Below are 19066 nucleotides of genomic sequence, written 5' to 3'. Positions count from 1 at the left end.
CCACACGTCGTGTAACAAAAATAATAAGCATAAATAAATTACACTTACTTAAGGTCGCGTATAATAATGAATCGCAGCCAATCAATCAACTGATCTGTTACTTTTTCCACCGATTATTTTACTCCTTTGCGATATTTTTATCTAAGAGTAGACTATTCATCCTATTATTCCTGATTAATGTTGGCTATGTCCTATTCAATTGCACACGTTTCACTGCCCGTTCCTCTTGACCGTACCTTTGATTACTTAATTAAAGCCGGACAACACCCTGTCATTGGGGGCCGTGTAAAAGTGCCTTTTGGTCGTCAACGCCTTATCGGTATAGTCACAAAATTAAGTAATGACTCTGAATTTGCTCGTGAGAAATTAAAAGGACTAGACTCCGTACTCGATACCGCCTCTCTCTGGTCACCTCATCTTTATAAACTTCTTAATTGGAGTAGCACTTATTATCAATATCCACTTGGGGAAACCTTAGCGAATGCGATGCCTGCGTGGTTACGTAAAGGAAGAGAAGCAAGCTTTGCTGCACTAAAAGCGTGGCAAATTACTGAGCTAGGAAAAAATCAAGATCTTAACAAACTGACTCGAGCACCTAAACAAGCCAAGGCCCTTAACCTTGTTCGTCACCAACAATGCAGTCACGAACAAATGTTGGAAGAAGACATTACTGCTGCAACCTTAAAAGCCGTCGTGGATAAAGGATGGATAGAAGAAATCTCTCTCGCCCCAAAACCAACTTATTGGCAACGTAATGTCGAAATAACACAAGAAAAGCCACAGTTAAATGAAGAGCAAGCCATTGCTATTGCCACGGTTAATGCAAACCCTGAATTTGGGTGTTACCTATTAGATGGGGTAACAGGTTCCGGAAAAACAGAAGTCTACCTTCAATTATTAGAACCTATTTTAAAAGCCGGTCGCCAAGCTCTTATTTTAGTACCAGAAATTGGCTTAACCCCACAAACCATTAATCGCTTTAAGCGTCGCTTTAATGTGCCTGTCGATATGATCCACTCTGCACTTAATGATACCGAACGTTTAAATGCATGGTTAGCGGCACGAGATAACCATGCCGGCATCATTATAGGTACTCGCTCAGCACTTTTTACCCCATTTAATGATCTCGGTATTATCATTGTAGATGAAGAGCACGATGCCTCTTATAAACAACAAGACAGCATGAGATACCACGCCCGAGATCTCGCGGTAATGCGTGCAAATTTAGACAATATTCCGATTGTGTTAGGCTCAGCAACGCCAGCTCTAGAGACATTACATAATGCTAAGGTCGGTAAATACCACCATCTCACATTAACCAAGCGCGCGGGTACTGCAATCCCTGCTCGACATGGTGTGTTAGATGTAAAAGGTCTATATCTAAATAGTGGATTATCTGCCCCTTTAATTGCTCAGATGAGAAAGCATTTATCTGAAGGGAATCAGGTGATGTTATTTTTAAATCGTCGGGGCTTCTCCCCTGCACTTATGTGCCATGAATGTGGTTGGATGGCTGAATGTAAACGTTGTGATGCCTTTTATACCTTCCATCAACATAGCAACGAAATTCGTTGTCATCATTGTGGCTCACAACAACCGATTATTCATCAATGCCAAGGATGTGGTTCTACGCAGCTAATTTCAGTTGGCGTCGGTACAGAGCAGCTTGAAACGCAACTCATGAATCTATTTCCTGAGTACAAAACCGTTCGTATTGACCGAGATAGCACTCGCCGAAAAGGCAGCTTAGAAAACTATTTAGACGCAATTAAAAACAACGAATATCAAATACTCATTGGTACTCAAATGTTAGCAAAAGGCCACCACTTCCCTAATGTTACGCTCGTTGGTTTAATTGATGTCGATAGTTCATTGTTTAGTAGTGATTTTCGAGCTCCTGAACGACTCGCACAATTATTCATCCAAGTCGCAGGACGTGCGGGGCGAGCAAGCAAGCCTGGTGAAGTTATCTTACAAACACACCACCCTGAACACTCTTTATTACAAAGCTTATTACATCACGGTTATGGGCACTTTGCGGAATACGCTTTACAAGAACGAAAATTTGCACAATTGCCACCCTACACTCATTTATCTCTGTTTAGAGCAGAAGCAAATAATAGTGAAAATGTGGAACAGTTCTTACGACAAGTTCGTGATATTTTAGAAAGCCACCCACAATTTCATGATGCAACCCCTGTGCTAGGGCCTATTCCTGCGCCACTGGCACGTCGAGCCGGAAAGTACCGTTGGCAATTGCTGTTTCAAGCGCCAAACCGTACCGTAATGCAATCAATGTTGCGTGGTGCAAAAACCGCGATTGAGCTATTACCATTAGCTAAAAAAGTACGTTGGACTTTAGACATTGAGCCACAAGATCTTAGTTAAAATAAGGCTTTTCTGATTATTATTCATACTAAATAGAAAAAACAATCGACTCTGATGTGAGTCACTTCACAATACAGATGTAATTTTTGTTAAATAACCCGTATTTAAATCTTTATTTTACACATAAAATATCTATTCAAATAATTAGAGCAATCGTTTACTTTAGATTTAAATCAGTTGGAGAGGAATATTATGGCGACAATGAAGGACGTTGCTTTATCGGCAGGAGTATCAACAGCGACCGTATCACGAGCGCTAATGACACCAGAAAAAGTATCATTATCCACCCGTAAACGTGTAGATGGCGCCATCATTGAAACTGGCTACTCTCCAACGACATTAACTCGAACATTACGCCGCAATGAATCAAAAACCATTGTGACGATTGTTCCTGATATCTGCGATCCTTATTTTAGTGAAATTCTAAGAGGTATTGAAGACACTGCGGTTGAAAATGGGTATGTCATTTTAGTTGGCGACAGTAGCCAACAAAAAAAACGTGAGCAGTCTTTTGCTAATCTTGTTTACACTAAGCAAGTTGATGGAATGGTTTTATTAGGCTCTGATCTTCCTTTTAATGCCAGTCGCCAAGAACAGAAAAACTTACCTCCTCTTGTCATGGCGTGTGAATATGCGCCAGAATTAGAACTTCCAACCGTTCATATCGATAATCTAACGGCAGCATTTGAAGCCGTAAACTACCTAACCAAATTAGGCCACAATAGAATCGCTGAATTATCTGGTCCAGAAGACTCCGCACTGTGCCAATTTAGACATCAAGGCTACCAACAAGCACTGCGTCGTGCAGGTATCACAATGAATACCTCGTATGTGCATTACGGTAACTTTACTTTTGAAGCCGGTGCGGCAGCCATCGCCCAACTGCTTTCTCTTGCTTCTCCACCAACCGCGGTCTTCTGTCATAATGACGTAATGGCGATTGGTGCAATTCAGAAAGCCAAGCAAATGGGGTTTCGCATTCCTCAAGATATTTCAATTATGGGCTTTGATGATATTGAGTTCTCTCAATATTGTGATCCCCCTTTAACGACTATATCTCAACCTCGTTATGAGATTGGCCGCCAATCGATGATAATGCTTTTAGATTTATTAAAGGGTCATGATGTACGTTCAGGCTCTCGTCTACTTGAATCTTCTTTAGTGCTTAGAGCGAGTACGGCACCCCCAAAAAGCCGTTAACGTAAAGACAAGAATTAATAAGAAGAAAAAGAATAAAACACTAAAGTCACTACTATCAATAGAACTATTTGTTCAAATAGTGACTTTTTACGTACTTTTTTACACAAGTGCTGGTATGCATTCATACAACTGATTACCATGACGTATTCTCTCTGTAATTCTGTATAAAGTAAAAGTATTGTGGCCAATAAAGATTATGTAAAACGTGGACGCTCTCCTAAGAAAGCGACAAAGAAACCAGCCAAGAAAAAAGGGGCTAAACAACCTGCATCGAGTGGATCAACTCCATGGAAAGCGGTTGCTGTTGCTACTCTATTAGTCGCGGTGTTTGGTTATGCCCTTTACTTTCTAAATGACTCTCCTACACCAGAAACTAAATCAACGGTGACCGAAGTTATTCCAGTTAAAGCTAAAAAGAAATCTAACACGGAAGAGATCCCTCCAATGCCAGAAGAGCAATGGAGTTATATGGATGAACTGCCAAATAAAGAAATTGAAGTTAAACAAAAAGAACTGAAAGTTTCTGAAATCCCTTACATCATGCAATGTGGCGCTTATAAAAATCGCTCACAAGCCGAAGAACGTAAAATGAACATCGCGTTCCAAGGACTAACCTCTACAGTTAGACATGCAGAAGGCAGTAGCTGGTTTAAAGTGGTTTTAGGTCCGTATAAATTTAAGCGTGATGCTGAAAAAGATCGCCATAAATTACAACGAGCTAAAATAGAGCCATGCGCTATCTGGAAAGATCAGTAGCCCTCAGCATAAAAAGTCGTAATAACATCACACATTTCCCAAAAGGAGCACATCAAGTGCTCCTTTTTCTATTCTCCTCATCTTGAAAACCAACATCATCCCCCCCATTACAATAGTAATAATCATAAAGATTAATGTAAGAGTCTCACTAAATTACATCATCGAATAAGAGGTTTTACTCGTGACTACAATAGTTTCTGTACGCCGTGAAGGCAAAGTCGTGGTTGCTGGCGATGGCCAAGCATCTCAAGGTGATATGATCGCAAAAGGTAACGTAAAAAAAGTACGTCGCCTTTACAATGATTCCGTTTTAGTTGGCTTTGCTGGTAGCACTGCTGATGCATTCATTCTGTTTGACCTGTGTGAACGAAAGCTAGAAATGCACCAAGGTAATTTGACTAAAGCTGCCGTTGAACTCGCTAAAGAATGGCGTAGTGACCGAGCCTTACGCCGCCTTGAAGCGATGTTAATCGTTGCAGATAAAACAACGTCTCTAATCATCAGCGGTACGGGTGATTTAATCAATGCGGATAATGACCTTCTTACCATTGGTTCTGGTGGTTATTTTGCTCGCTCTGCAGCGACTGCATTACTAGAAAACACTGATTTAGATGCACGTGAAATTGCCACAAAAGCATTGACGATTGCGGGCGATATTGATGTCTACACTAACCATAATCATACCGTTGAAGAACTGAACGTTTAACGATAAATAATAAGGAATACCCATGTCTGAGATGACTCCTCGTGAAATCGTACACGAACTAGATAGCCATATTATTGGTCAAGATAAAGCAAAACGTTCAGTGGCAATCGCACTGCGTAACCGCTGGCGTCGTATGCAACTTAACCCTGAGTTGCGTGCTGAAGTAACCCCAAAAAATATTTTAATGATCGGACCAACGGGTGTTGGTAAAACCGAAATTGCCCGTCGTTTAGCTAAATTAGCAAACGCGCCTTTCATAAAAGTAGAAGCCACAAAATTCACCGAAGTGGGTTACGTAGGCAAAGAAGTCGACAGCATTATTCGTGACTTAACTGACGTGGCAATAAAAATGACACATCAGCAAGCGGTAGAAAAAGTAAAATTCCGTGCTGAAGAACAAGCTGAAGATCGTATTCTCGATATTTTATTACCACCGGCTCGTGATGCATGGGGTAAAAATGAAGAAAGCGATAATGACTCAGGCACTCGCCAATCTTTCCGTAAAAAATTACGTGAAGGTAAGCTAGATGACAAAGAAATCGAAGTGGATGTTGCGGCTCCTCAAGTTGGCGTAGAAATCATGGCTCCTCCTGGTATGGAAGAGATGACAAACCAACTTCAAGGTATGTTCCAAAATCTATCTGGTGGTGAAACAACTAAAAAGCGTAAGATGAAAATTAAAGATGCGCTTAAAGCCCTATCTGAAGAAGAAGGCGCTAAATTAGTTAACCCTGAAGAATTAAAAGAACAAGCGATTTTCAACGTAGAAAACCACGGTATCGTCTTTATTGATGAGATAGATAAAATCTGTAAAGGGTCTAACTCCCAGTCTGGTGACGTATCTCGTGAAGGTGTGCAACGTGACCTACTTCCATTAGTTGAAGGCAGCACAGTAAGCACTAAGCACGGTATGGTAAAAACAGATCACATGTTATTTATCACTTCAGGTGCATTCCAAATGGCTAAGCCATCGGACCTTATCCCTGAACTACAAGGTCGCTTACCAATTCGTGTTGAACTTGAAGCATTAACTGCGAATGATTTTAAACGTATTCTTACCGAACCAAATGCATCGTTAACAGAGCAATACATCGCTTTATTAGCAACAGAAAATGTTAATCTTGAGTTTACTGAAGATGGCATTACTCGTATTGCAGAATCCGCATTCCAAGTAAATGAAAGCACAGAAAACATTGGCGCACGTCGTCTGCACACCGTGATGGAACGCCTAATGGAAGAGATCTCTTATGACGCATCCGAAAAAGATGGCGAGAGCCTAACGGTAGATGCCGCTTACGTAACATCTCGCTTAGGTGATCTGATTGCTAATGAAGATCTAAGTCGTTTCATTCTATAATTGACGACGAATACTAATTCCAGTAATTATCTGTTCATTATTACTGGTTAAACAATAGTTAAAAATAAAGCCTCATACATCAAAATGTATGAGGCTTTTTCTTTGGAAAAAATAATCTAAGCAATCACTTCCCAAGAATGTGTCATCTCAATGCCTTCACCTAGCATTAAACACACAGAACAATATTTCTGTAATGAATCAGCAGTGACTCGCTCAACCACCTTAGGATCGAGATTATCTCCACTCACTTCAAAGTGAATGTTAATATGAGTAAACAACTTCGGCGCGGTTTCACGACGATCACTTGATAGCTTTGCAACGCAACCAAGTACGGCTTGATTTGCTGATTTTAGACCATCAACAACATCAACAGAACTGCATCCACCGGCAGCCATTAACACTAATTCCATTGGGCTTGGTGCTTTTTCTCCACCATTACCATCCATTACAACAGAGTGACCAGATTGAGATTGACCTAAGAAAGTAAATCCATCAATCCATTTAACTTCAGCGTTCATAAAAGCCTCTTTACTACATAAAAGGAAAACTCGTGATCCATTTCACGAAACTGTGCCCTTGGTCGCACATTTCATACGATCAAAGTCAAGAAATCAACGGCGAAACAGGGTATGATTTTATCAATTATCCCAACGAACATGCAGCCTTGTTCCGATAACCATATTGTATAGGCCAAACTGATATTTGGCTCAGTTATTTTAAAATGGACATCGCCTACTTGGCAAACGCAGAGGAAGTATAAAAGTATGGTTCTAGGTAAACCTCAGACAGACCCAACATTAGAGTGGTTCTTATCTCATTGTCACATTCATAAGTACCCATCAAAAAGTACTTTGATTCACGCGGGTGAAAAAGCTGAGACTCTTTACTACATCGTAAAAGGTTCTGTTGCTGTACTAATTAAAGATGAAGAAGGAAAGGAAATGATCCTTTCTTACCTAAACCAAGGTGACTTCATTGGTGAACTTGGCTTGTTTGAAGAAGGTCAAGAACGTTCAGCATGGGTTCGTGCAAAAAGCCCTTGTGAAGTTGCTGAGATTTCATTTAAGAAATTCCGTCAACTTATCCAAGTAAATCCAGATATTCTGATGCGTCTTTCTGCTCAAATGGCAACTCGTCTACAAATCACTAGCCAAAAAGTGGGTGATTTAGCATTCTTAGACGTTACAGGCCGTATCGCTCAGACTCTACTGAATCTAGCTAAACAACCAGATGCGATGACTCACCCAGATGGCATGCAAATTAAGATCACTCGTCAAGAGATCGGTCAAATTGTAGGTTGTTCACGTGAAACTGTTGGCCGTATCTTGAAGATGCTTGAAGAGCAAAACTTGATCTCTGCACACGGTAAAACAATTGTAGTTTACGGTACTCGTTAATTTAACGCTTATCTTAAACGAATAAAAACGCAGCCCTTGAGCTGCGTTTTTTATGCCTAAATTTTAGAATTAACTGTCTGTGCTTTCAAAAATTTTATCAGCAGATGCAGCTACAAATCCTGTATATATCTTCCCACTTGGCAACGTATATCGCTTAGCAAACTCATAAAATCCACCAGGAATTTCAAACTCACCCTCCGTAAAATTCACTTTCACTTTATCCGCCATTGTTGATGACTGTTCTAAGTAAACCTCAGGAGAGCCTTTCACTTCACCACCCACTTCGTTCATTGCAAAACCTGCATCACGTAAGTGTTGGTTCACATCAACCACTTCAGAGAACGCTTCAAGCTGATTAACGTAAACCGTAAAGTGATTAGCGCCATAACCATGAGCCGCTAACCAAGAAGCGTACTCACTTTCCTTCGCTAATACTTGATAGTCTTCGAAACTTAATGTCCAAGGCCTACCGGAAGAAAGAAAATCACTGGTGGCAAAATAGTGGGCTGGTACTTGTTCAACCAAGCCATGAATAATGTCCTGTATTTCAGGTGATAACTCTTCTACTAATAATTCACTAATAAAAACGAGTGGCGCATTAGGATCTGGGTGCTCAAAATGCTGCGCTTTCAGTTTTTTAGCTTCAAAGTCATAAATCTCACACGCTTTATAGCCTATTGCTAAAAATGGCGCAGCAAGAGTCTGTAGTCCAACTTTAGGTAAATTAAACGTACGTAGCGCAATATGATCGTTAATCAGTTCATCGTTATTAGACAGTAATTGATGCACCTTCCCAGCAGATGGGGATAAGCGCGCAATATAATCTTTCCACAATGACGAAAATAAAGAATTTACATTATTCATGTTTATCGCCTCTTATAGAGTTAAACCCGGAGAGAGTTGTGCAGGTATTTCACATGCATCGCCTTCCATTGATGCCATTGGATATGCACAGTAATCCGCTGCGTAATACGCACTTGGTTTCATATTGCCAGAGGCACCCGGACCACCAAATGGCGCGTCACCACTTGCTCCCGTCAATTGACGGTTACGATTTACAATACCAGCACGAATATGCTCTACAAAATATTCCCACTCACTGTCATCCGTGGAAACAAGGCCTGCCGATAATCCATAACGAGTGTCATTAGCAAGCTTTACGGCTTCTTCTAATGTCTCGTAACGCACCACTTGCAGTAATGGTCCAAAGTATTCTTCATCTGGTAATTCAGCAACGTTAGTCGCGTCAATAATACCCGGTGAAACAAAGGCATGACCTAAGCTTTTGGCTTCAAGTAAAGACTCTCCACCCAAAGCTTGTAAATTCTTCTGAGCATTGAGAATAAACTCTGCTGCTACGACTGATATTTGCGATCCCATAAACGGAGCGTTATCAGCAAACGGTTGGTCAACAACGATGCTTTTTGCCACCTCAACAAGGCGAACTAACAACTCATCGCCTGCTTTTCCAATAGGGACATATAAGCGGCGCGCACACGTACAACGTTGACCCGCACTAATGAATGCCGATTGAATAATGGTGTAAACTGCCGCTTCTTGGTCGCCAAAATCTTTTGAAATAACCATCGGATTATTACCGCCCATTTCTAGAGCCAGCATTTTTCCGGTGTCTCCTGAAAATTGGCGATGCAGGATATGTCCAGTATTCGCACTACCGGTAAATAACAGGCCATCAATACCTTTAGCTCCCGCTAGCGCTTCACCTGTTGAACGAGCACCTTGTACTAGGTTAATCACACCATTTGGCAAGCCTGCTTGTTGCCATAATTTCATGACGACTTCACTGGTCCATGGCGTTTGCTCTGAGGGTTTTAGCACGACAGTATTACCTGCTAGCAGTGCAGGAACAATATGACCATTAGGAAGGTGTCCTGGGAAGTTGTACGGCCCAAAGACAGCCATAACACCTAAAGGTCGATGTCTAAGTACAATTTTATTTCCAGCAGCTTCACGCTCTTTATAGGGCGTCCTTTCATGATAAGCACGGATAGAAATTGCGATCTTACCCACCATTGCGCCCGCTTCTGTTTTAGTTTCCCAGAATGGCTTACCCGTTTCTTTCGCTATCACTTCTGCTATCAGATCAGTATTCTCTTTCACTAATTCTGCAAAACGCTCAACGATTGCTTGGCGTGCTTCAAAAGGCTGTTTTTTCCACTCAATAAAGGCATGACGTGCAGCACTGACCGCTGACTCAACCTGAGCTTTGGTTGCGCTGTCTCCTTCCCACACTACTTCACTGTTGTACGGGCTTACTGATTGTATTGTTTCACCATTACCTGAAACCCAATCCCCTGCAATCCAATGTGTCATATCCTTTGTCCTCTATTGAGCTAATAAACGTACGTAATCACCCACATTAACTTGTAAAGCCGTTGCTGCTTCTTGTGTTAAATGAACGGTATCAGTCGCTTTATCATAAGCGGCGGTGGTTGCTGTTGCTCTGAAATTCTCAAACGATGTATTTGAAATTAAATACTGTTGTGAGCTGTTATGTTCAGTAATAATTACTTTAGCTTTAAATGAATTTTTCACTGATTCAATGCTGCGTAAATCACATTCAACCGTCGGGCCAGCATCAAAAATATCGACATAACCACGACAACGAAAACCTTCATTCTCTAATAGTTTTAATGCGGGTTTTGTATTGTCATGAACCTTACCAATAACTTCCTGTGCTTCTTTACTTAATAAATTAACGTAAATCGGTAACTTAGGCATAAGATCGGCAATAAAACCTTTATAACCAATACCTGTTAGGTAATCAGCTTCCGTAAAGTCGATAGAAAAAAAATGCGTCTGTAGCCACTTCCAAAATGGCGACTCTCCTTCCTTGTCTGACACACCACGCATCTCTGCAAAAATGGTGTCAGAAAAACGATGGGGGTGCTCGGCCATCATTAAAAATCTAGCTTTAGACATTAAGCGACCATTAAGACCTTCACGAAATTCAGGACGTAAGAAAAGCGTACAAATCTCAGTACTACCCGTGTAGTTACTACCAAAAGTCAGCACTTTAACCACATTATTCACATTGAGTTTTCTTGAAAAATGAACGACTTTACTGATGTGATAATTATAAAAGGGAGAATCTAAACCAACCGCAGCTTCAATTCCTGTGGTACCAGTAACCTCACCAGAAACTGAATCTTCACCAACCATTAAATAGCCTTCCGTTCCAGGGGCTTGGACCTCTTTTTGAAAACTACCAATAGAATGATCTATTCGATTTCGTAATTGTTCTTCATTCACTGGTAACGATGTAAAACCATGACCTGATTCTACTGCACACTGGTGAAGTGCAGGATAATCTTCCTGAGTGATAGGACGAATAACAAGCATCAATATTCCCTCCGATGCGATGTTTCATAGGCGGTGCTAAGTCCAATAAATATAACTTCAAGGCTATCTATTGGAATAAACACGGTAGAGTATTGCGTTGATTTTTAGATAGATAAAAAGAGGGCCACTCAAACGCCTGAGTTGCCCAAATTCCTGTTTGTATCTATTTTTCTAATGATGAAAGCGCTTTATCTAAACGTTCAAACCCTAAATCTACGTCTTCTTTTGTAATAACAAGAGAGGGAGTAAAACGAACCACATTGACACCAGCAACAAGTACCATTAAACCTTGCTCTCCAGCGGCAACAAGAACATCACGAGCACGGCCTTGCCACGCTTCATTTAATGCAGCACCAAGTAATAGGCCTTTGCCTCGAATTTCGGCAAACATATCGTATTTTGTATTTAAGGTTTCTAGTCCATCACGGAACCATTGCTCCCGTTCTTTTACGCCTGCCAATGTTTCAGGTTTTGATACCTCTTCAACAACGGCTTCAGCAACAGCGCACGCTAACGGATTACCGCCATACGTTGAGCCGTGAGTACCCACTTTTAAATGCTGAGCCAATTCTGTCGTTGTCAGCATGGCACCAATAGGGAAACCACCACCTAACGATTTTGCTGTGCTTAAAATATCAGGCGTCACACCTAAACCTTGATAAGCATAAAACTCGCCCGTACGACCGTTTCCGGTTTGTACTTCATCAAAGATAAGCAGCGCGTTGTATTTATCACACAGGGCTCTCACGCCTTCCACAAATTCAGTAGTTGGTGAAATAAGCCCCCCCTCACCTTGCAGTGGTTCCATCATGATCGCACAGGTTTTTTCCGACATGTGCGCTTCAAGTTCTTCTAAATTATTGTATTCAAGATGAGAAATATCACCTGGTTTAGGGCCAAAACCATCAGAATACGCAGCTTGTCCACCAACCGTTACCGTAAAGAAAGTTCGACCATGGAAGCCTTGTTTAAAAGCAATAATTTCACTTTTTTCTGCGCCGTGAACATCAACCGCCCAACGACGAGCAAGCTTCAATGCCGCTTCATTCGCTTCTGCACCAGAGTTAGCAAAAAATACTTTTTCAGCAAACGATACTTCTGTTAGCTTTTTCGCTAAACGAATCGCGGGCTCATTGGTCATCACATTACTTAAATGCCACAACTGTTGAGATTGCTCTTGCAGTGCAGTGACCATTACAGGATGACAATGACCAAGACAGCTCACTGCGATACCACCAGCAAAATCAACGTATTCTTTACCGGCTTGATCCCACACTCGTGCACCTTTCCCTTTCACTGGAATGACTTCCATCGGGTTATAGCAAGGTACCATTACATCATTAAAATCTTTACGTTCGACTTTTGAATTGGTCGTCATCACATTTTCCTTCTGCGTATGCCGTTTTTCAGCATAGTATTTACAAATCATTAACCTTTTCAATAGCACAAAATTCTTTTTTTGAACTAAAAAAGTTCCATTATCTATTGAGAAGTGACTGATAATTCAGTTTATTAGAATGGTTATGAAATAAAGCTATAGCAGGTGAGTAGATAAGTAAACGAATTTATAAGAATAGAAGACACAAAGTTTATGCATAAATCTTCATATAAATAAGCAGAAAAAAAGACGAAAGAAAAAGTAAGAAGAGTGAACTAGATCGCTATGGATATGAGAACTCATTACAGATCATTAACTAAAGAATAGTCTAAAAATTTCATATTAATTCACTTGTATAAATTTAAAATCTAAAAATGCAACAGGTATTTATGAAGCAATATCAAAATATCCAAAAAAAAGAATTCTCAAAAGTTATAACTAAGATCAAAGATATAAGGATTAGTTATATTAATTAAGAGCCTAATATGAAAAAGACTATATTAGCAACACTTGTTGCTGGAGCATTCATCAGCCACTCGGTTGTTGCTCAAGTTGAAACATTGCCATCGTTAGAAGTTCAAACCCGTGCTGTTATCGAGAAAATACATCAACTTGCTTTAGATCCTAAAAATATTATTCAACGTGAAGATCGGCGCTATGTGACATTCAAAGGCAAAGAGTATCAACTCAACTTTGAAAACTACCCGATGTTTCCATTGAATGATGCCCAAGGCAGCTACAGTAATGCGTTTCCTTTCATCGATACGGATTGGGAAATTGTATCTGAACGTGCTGGTTTTTACCTGATCCACCGTGAGTCGGGTGTGCTGAATGACGACGAGACCGGGTGTTACCTAAAATATTTCCCTGCCAGCCGCAGTTCACCCGCTTTACCGGATGGGTCTTACCTTTGGAAATATGCCATGGAACACGCGGTCGTGAGCAGCGATTGTGGTGAGCTGACAATACCGACATTGAGTGCGTTACGTAGCGAATCGTTGTCGGACGTGGGTGTAGGATTGGCATGGGATGCGGCGTCTGACGCCGAATTTGATCTTGCCTTCACCGTGTACCCAGAAGGTGAGTCCTCTATCACCACGCATTACCGCAAGGTAACGTCTAGTTTTTATATCGGGGATTTAAGCCCGAATACCAAATACGATGTCGAGATCACGTCGTGCAATACACTGGGGTGTGACACTCAATCTTTTACCTTTACCACGTTACCGTCACGCCTGAGCTACAACGATAGCCGCAAAGCACAGAACCACCTGAGCGGAAACCTGCGTGCACACGTGAATTTTGCCCAAACTCACACCAGTGTGACGCCGAATACGAATGACGCGATCAATCACCCGAACCTTGTGGTTGGGCGTGAAGCGCTATTATTGGTGACCCCTCAACAGCCTCGAGTGCATCAACTGTGGGTCGATGTTGCCATCGAAGGTGCACCTGTCGGGCGTTTTGCGTTGAATCCACCAAGTGCATTGCCAGACACGGATCAGCCGGATAATGGCCGCAGCAAAGTGGCGTACTCTCACCATGCGTGGAGCCTGCCGTTACAGTGGGACTGGATGACGCCAGGGTTGTCACTCACCTTGACGGATAACTTAGGCCGAGAAGGCGTGCTGACCCAAGATGATCTTGTGTTCGCTGGCGCACCCGAGTTGGTGATCCAGAATATTGATATTGGTATGTTGACCGAGCCGCGAGATCGTTACGATATGATCAATGACATGGCCAAACTGTCGACCGACTACTTCCAAAAAATTCCGGTATCTAAATTGGTGATGGCGGATTACACCCCGTTGCACCTAAGAAAAGTCACACTGCCTAACGGCAAGGTGTACACCAAAGCCAGTGAAGACGGCAATCCGAGTTGGCACGGTGGCGACATGCGTGAATATGTCGGCAAACGTTTAGTGTCACTGGGGATCAACAATGCCAACTTTGGCCGTGTTGATGCCGCAGGCGGTGATATTAGCTGGCCGCGTCCGTTTTTCCACATTACGGCTCACAACAGCCAAGGTCGCTACCTGTACAAAGAAAAAGACAGCGACGGCAATGAAACCGGTGTCGTGACCTCTAAAATTGTTAACCACGGCGGCAGCGGCGGGGGCGGTATCGTCACGCTCACCAGTACACGCGGTAACGAATGGTCTCATGAACTGGGTCATAACTTTGGCCGTGGTCACAATCCACAGAACGCATCAATTCATGACATGAAATCCGGCTGGGGCTGGGATGTTCGCTACAACCGCTTTATTGGCAACCTTCACTGGAAGGATGCGGCTATCACGGTTGAAAACCCGACCAGTGGTGAGTCAGTACCACCGTTTGCCAATGAATTCCGCTTTATGCGTGAAGCCATGGGGGGCGGTGAAAATCCACTGACCGGATTGATCAGTAATTACACCTTGGAACACCCGATTGCCGCGCGTGTAACGCAAGACCATTTGAACACGTCAAGCAACGTGGACATGAACAGCTCGACCGGTTTCTCTCGTTGGGATGCAGAAGCACAGCGTTATGTTGAATCTGACACGGGCTATGCGAAACCAGAACAGCAAGGCGTACCAGTGATCACTGTGCTGGGTATTTATGACCCATTAACGGAGAACGCTAGCCAGATTTACCCACTGATTTACTCTAACTATGGCAACATTTTCGCCTTGCCTGCGCCGAGCCCTATCGAGCCGACACTCGAAGGTTGGCAGCACGTGGATAACCTGACGGAAGGCGATCGTCACAACACGGCATGGCAGACCATGAAAGTCGATGGTGAATGGTTACCGCTGTGTCAGTTCAGTTACACCAACCAGCAAGGTGACACGGCAAACTTTGTTGGTTATGAAAATGCAGCGGCGCAAATTTGTCAGGTGACGGCAGAAATGTACTGGCTTGTTGATGGCACACGCGAAGTGCCGACCTCCGCACCGCATGACTACCAGTTATTGTCAGGGAAAGGCGAACTGGCGGGAAACGTGGCGTATGTGCCAACCCCTGAACTGGGTGAGCAAGCCGTGTGTGCTTTGGACAAAGCGGGAACATCGCATGATGGTGCCGGCTTCTATGCCGATGGCAAGTGTAAGCAGATCGACGGCGTGAAACACACCAATGGTGCAGCGTGGGCCTATGCGGGTCACCAAGGTGACATAACACAATATACTTTGACATCACAAAAACAGTGTCAGCTTGAAGTGGTCGGCGAAGACGGTTCACTGGACGTGATTGCGCTAAACGACACGCGTCATAACAGCCGTGAAAGTAATAAGTTCCACGTTAACCTACCGATGGATAACCACCCAGCGCGTATTTCCCTGACGTGTACGTCGGGCAATGGCGACATCACAATGTTGGATGCACAAGATACACCACGTAACCCAGCGGTAGACGCGTTGAAAGGGCCAATCATCATTGGTCAGGACTACGGTTACCAAGGGTTTGAAAGTGACATGCCTGAAGGTTGGTTCACGCACACAGAAAACTTTGATCCTACCGCATTAAGCGCTAACGACAAGAGCGTATTGGCAACATTGCGTGTGGGCGACGAAACACCGAACGTGTGTCGTTTCCCAATGCTTGTGAATGGCATTGAAAAAACACTGCATGGCTATGTAGATGTGCTGAGCGGCGGGAATTACCAGTGTACTGGTGGCGATGACATTACAGTGCGCGATGCGGCTGGTGAGCGTCCTTTGCTGTCTGAGATGAACCAGTTTGAGTGGCTATCACTGAATAATCGCCATGAAGTGGGTACTTCGATCAAGGCAACCAAAAACAGCGATGCCAACCTGTGTAGTTTGAACAGAGGCGACGAATGGTACGGTGCTGGCTTTATCAATGCGTCAGGCCAGTGTACTCAAGAACCAGAAGTGTACTGGTCGAACGGCAACCGTTGGATCTTCTCCAATGGTTATGTACGATATACTAATCAATAAATACATTAATACTTAATAAAAAGACCTCTTTGTGAGGTCTTTATTTTTATATAGGAAAATCGATAAATATCGTTTAATACTTCCTCTGATTAAGTTCGAAAGAAAATTATTTATTAATAAAATTAGCTAGGATATCGTGACCTTGCTCTGTCATTATCGATTCAGGATGAAATTGTACCGCTTCAATCGGCAGCGTTTTATGGCAAAACCCCATGATCTCATTCATTTCTCCCGCTTCATTTTCTGTCCATGCAGTAACTTCAAAGCATGAAGGTAATGTCTCAGCTTTAACCACTAATGAGTGGTAACGAGTGACGGTAAGAGGATTATTCAGCCCTTTAAATACGCTCTGGTTGGCATGGATTATTGGCGATGTTTTTCCATGCATCACTTTTTTAGCACGCACTACATCACCACCAAACACTTGAGCAATGGCTTGATGGCCTAAACACACACCTAAGATTGGTAATTGTCCAGCAAAGTGCTCTATGGCACGTAAGGAAATACCAGCTTCATTAGGAGAGCATGGACCAGGCGAGATAACTAAATGCGAAGGGTTTAATGCTTCAATGCCTGCAATGTCAATTTCATCATTACGAACCACTTTTACCTCAGCACCTAACTCACAGAAATACTGATATAAGTTATAGGTAAACGAATCATAATTGTCGATCATTAACAGCATAAAAACTACTTAAGAAGATGAATAAGAAATAAAAATTGCCCGTAAGGAAACCCTACGAGCAATCTATTTTATCAGAGCGACAGACTATGGGCGAGTCACAAAACCAACCGCTTCAAACGCTTTTTTCAATGTAACTGCTGCGCGCTCAGAGGCTTTCTCTGCACCCGCTTTCATTACAGAATCCATGTAGGTACGATCTTCACGAATACGTTTGTATTCAGATTGAATCGGCTCAAGCATAGTCACAATTGCTTCACCAACGTCTTTCTTGAATGGACCGTACATTTCAACACCTTGGTATTGAGCTTCGATCTCTTCAAACGTTTTGCCTGATGCCGCAGAGTACAGACCCATAAGGTTTGAAATACCCGCTTTATTTTCCCAATCATGAGCAATACGAGGTGGCATTTCTGCATCTGTTTGTGCTTTATTAATCTTCTTAAGAATCGACTTAGGATCTTCTAGCAGCGTAATAACGTTCTTACGGTTATCGTCTGATTTAGACATTTTCTTCGTCGCATCTTGCAGGCTCATTACACGCGCATTCACTTGTGGGATGTACGGTTCTGGCACGGTAAATAATGGCGCTTCAGGGCTGTAGATATTGTTAAAACGGTTGGCAATATCACGCGCTAATTCTAAATGTTGCTTTTGATCACTACCTACAGGCACTTGATGTGCGCCATAAAGTAAAATATCTGCCGCCATTAATACTGGGTAATCAAACAAACCTACGTTAATGTCATTTGCATAACGCTTTGATTTATCTTTGAATTGAGTCATACGATTCAACTCACCCATTTGAGTGTAACAGTTAAGAAGCCAACCAAGTTGAGCATGCTCTGGTACGTGCGACTGAACAAATAGCGTGCTCTTCTTTGGATCAACACCAACCGCTAGACAAATTGCCAGTGCATCGAGTGTTGCTTCATGAAGCGCTTTAGGATCTTGACGAACCGTAATTGCATGAAGGTCTACTACACAATACTGACAATCATAATCGTCTTGCATCTGTTGCCATTGACGTAGAGCACCCAAGTAGTTACCTATACTTAGTTCACCTGATGGTTGAACACCACTTAATACGATGGGCTTGCTCATGGTTATGATTCCTTGTTTAACTGTAAAATTAAATGATCCTCGATGGGATCATTTAATGGTTATTCTATTGTATTGATAGTCTTTATTTGTACTTATCAATGAATACTATCTTGCCACACTCATCACGGCTAATAAATGATTAAATTCATCACTTACTACATCTGGCTTACTGTCTGCTATTGGCTCGCCATGGTTATAACCATAAGTTAAACCGAAGCTATGGCAACCGGCTGCTTGAGCCGCTTGAATATCATTTCTTGAGTCGCCTACCATCAGCATCTCAGAAGGCATTAATTGGTGCTTATCAAGCAACCAATTAAGTGCAAATGGATTCGGTTTTTTCTCAACAAAAGTATCGCCACCGATCACATCGACAAAAAGATGAGCAAGCTGATGTTGTTCAAGTAATTCAGGAACAAATTGTGCGGGCTTGTTAGTAACAAGTGCTAATGCGTAGCCTTGTTGATAAAGCGCTTCTAGCGTCTCTTTTACCTTTGGGTATAAGTGACTTAACTCATGACCACCATCATGATAATGATGATCTAAACGAGCACGAGCTTGCTTAACCAATTCAGGGGATAGCCCTTGTTGCACTGTGACACTTTGGCTTAGAGCACGAGAAACAAGAACATCAGCACCGTTACCAATCCAATGAGACGCTTGTTCTAGCGTTACTCTTGGGTAACCAACATCTTGCATAGCAAGATCAACCGCACGAGCTAAGTCTGGAACGCTATCAAGCAGCGTCCCATCCAAATCAAAGGCGATCAGTTTGATGTTTTCAAACATGATTC

General features: G+C 42.4%; 15 protein-coding genes. 7 read left to right on the top strand and 8 right to left on the bottom strand.

The features are described 5' to 3' along the window. Nucleotides 1-186: 186 nt before the first annotated feature. The 5 genes from priA to hslU all read left to right on the top strand — a co-directional run bounded on the left by priA (nucleotide 187) and on the right by hslU (nucleotide 6407). The gene (priA, locus tag A6E06_RS15525; protein WP_065594257.1) at nucleotides 187-2388 is read left to right on the top strand and encodes a primosomal protein N'; all 2202 of its coding nucleotides are present in this window, start codon (nucleotides 187-189) and stop codon (nucleotides 2386-2388) included. Between the two features lie 192 nt (nucleotides 2389-2580). After that, on the top strand, nucleotides 2581-3588 hold the full coding sequence (cytR, locus tag A6E06_RS15520; protein ID WP_065594189.1) for a DNA-binding transcriptional regulator CytR: 1008 nt from the start codon (nucleotides 2581-2583) through the stop codon (nucleotides 3586-3588). Nucleotides 3589-3768: 180 nt separating this feature from the next. Continuing rightward, complete coding sequence (locus A6E06_RS15515) at nucleotides 3769-4344, top strand: SPOR domain-containing protein (RefSeq protein WP_065594190.1); 576 nt, start codon at nucleotides 3769-3771, stop codon at nucleotides 4342-4344. 181 nt (nucleotides 4345-4525) lie between these two features. Next, a complete protein-coding gene (gene hslV, locus A6E06_RS15510) occupies nucleotides 4526-5050 on the top strand; it encodes an ATP-dependent protease subunit HslV (RefSeq protein WP_065594191.1) in 525 nt (174 codons plus the stop codon). A gap of 22 nt (nucleotides 5051-5072) precedes the next feature. Continuing rightward, nucleotides 5073-6407: an HslU--HslV peptidase ATPase subunit gene (gene hslU / locus A6E06_RS15505; protein ID WP_065594192.1), complete on the top strand. Its 1335-nt coding sequence runs from the start codon at nucleotides 5073-5075 to the stop codon at nucleotides 6405-6407. A gap of 116 nt (nucleotides 6408-6523) precedes the next feature. Here hslU and A6E06_RS15500 read toward each other — a convergent pair whose 3' ends face one another. Then, nucleotides 6524-6925: an OsmC family protein gene (locus tag A6E06_RS15500; RefSeq protein WP_060992622.1), complete on the bottom strand. Its 402-nt coding sequence runs from the start codon at nucleotides 6923-6925 to the stop codon at nucleotides 6524-6526. Nucleotides 6926-7171: 246 nt separating this feature from the next. Here A6E06_RS15500 and crp point away from each other — a divergent pair, with 246 nt between their 5' ends. Then, entirely contained in the window at nucleotides 7172-7804 is a 633-nt protein-coding gene (gene crp, locus A6E06_RS15495; protein ID WP_005421074.1) for a cAMP-activated global transcriptional regulator CRP, read from the top strand. A gap of 69 nt (nucleotides 7805-7873) precedes the next feature. Here crp and A6E06_RS15490 read toward each other — a convergent pair whose 3' ends face one another. The 4 genes from A6E06_RS15490 to A6E06_RS15475 all read right to left on the bottom strand — a co-directional run bounded on the left by A6E06_RS15490 (nucleotide 7874) and on the right by A6E06_RS15475 (nucleotide 12545). After that, nucleotides 7874-8668 carry a DUF1338 domain-containing protein gene (locus tag A6E06_RS15490; protein ID WP_065594193.1) on the bottom strand — a complete coding sequence of 265 codons (795 nt, stop codon included), beginning with the start codon at nucleotides 8666-8668 and terminating at the stop codon, nucleotides 7874-7876. Between the two features lie 12 nt (nucleotides 8669-8680). Beyond that, the gene (gene astD, locus A6E06_RS15485) at nucleotides 8681-10138 is read right to left on the bottom strand and encodes a succinylglutamate-semialdehyde dehydrogenase (protein ID WP_065594194.1); all 1458 of its coding nucleotides are present in this window, start codon (nucleotides 10136-10138) and stop codon (nucleotides 8681-8683) included. 12 nt (nucleotides 10139-10150) lie between these two features. Further along, entirely contained in the window at nucleotides 10151-11167 is a 1017-nt protein-coding gene (gene astA, locus A6E06_RS15480; protein WP_065594195.1) for an arginine N-succinyltransferase, read from the bottom strand. Nucleotides 11168-11330: 163 nt separating this feature from the next. Next, entirely contained in the window at nucleotides 11331-12545 is a 1215-nt protein-coding gene (locus A6E06_RS15475; protein WP_065594196.1) for an aspartate aminotransferase family protein, read from the bottom strand. 485 nt (nucleotides 12546-13030) lie between these two features. Here A6E06_RS15475 and A6E06_RS15470 point away from each other — a divergent pair, with 485 nt between their 5' ends. Next, entirely contained in the window at nucleotides 13031-16486 is a 3456-nt protein-coding gene (locus A6E06_RS15470; RefSeq protein WP_065594197.1) for a M66 family metalloprotease, read from the top strand. 106 nt (nucleotides 16487-16592) lie between these two features. Here the strand turns inward: A6E06_RS15470 and A6E06_RS15465 are convergent, their stop codons facing one another. The 3 genes from A6E06_RS15465 to A6E06_RS15455 all read right to left on the bottom strand — a co-directional run bounded on the left by A6E06_RS15465 (nucleotide 16593) and on the right by A6E06_RS15455 (nucleotide 19061). Continuing rightward, nucleotides 16593-17171, bottom strand: a complete 579-nt coding sequence (locus A6E06_RS15465) for an aminodeoxychorismate/anthranilate synthase component II (RefSeq protein WP_065594198.1) — start codon at nucleotides 17169-17171, stop codon at nucleotides 16593-16595. 84 nt (nucleotides 17172-17255) lie between these two features. Then, nucleotides 17256-18272, bottom strand: a complete 1017-nt coding sequence (trpS, locus tag A6E06_RS15460; RefSeq protein ID WP_065594199.1) for a tryptophan--tRNA ligase — start codon at nucleotides 18270-18272, stop codon at nucleotides 17256-17258. Between the two features lie 105 nt (nucleotides 18273-18377). Next, nucleotides 18378-19061: a phosphoglycolate phosphatase gene (locus tag A6E06_RS15455; protein WP_065594200.1), complete on the bottom strand. Its 684-nt coding sequence runs from the start codon at nucleotides 19059-19061 to the stop codon at nucleotides 18378-18380. Nucleotides 19062-19066: the final 5 nt, after the last annotated feature.

This window comes from Aliivibrio sp. 1S175 (assembly GCF_001690985.1).
Taxonomy (GTDB): Bacteria; Pseudomonadota; Gammaproteobacteria; order Enterobacterales; family Vibrionaceae; genus Aliivibrio.
The sequence above is the reverse complement of the archived record's forward strand: the minus strand, read 5'-3'. Positions and strand labels throughout refer to the sequence as shown.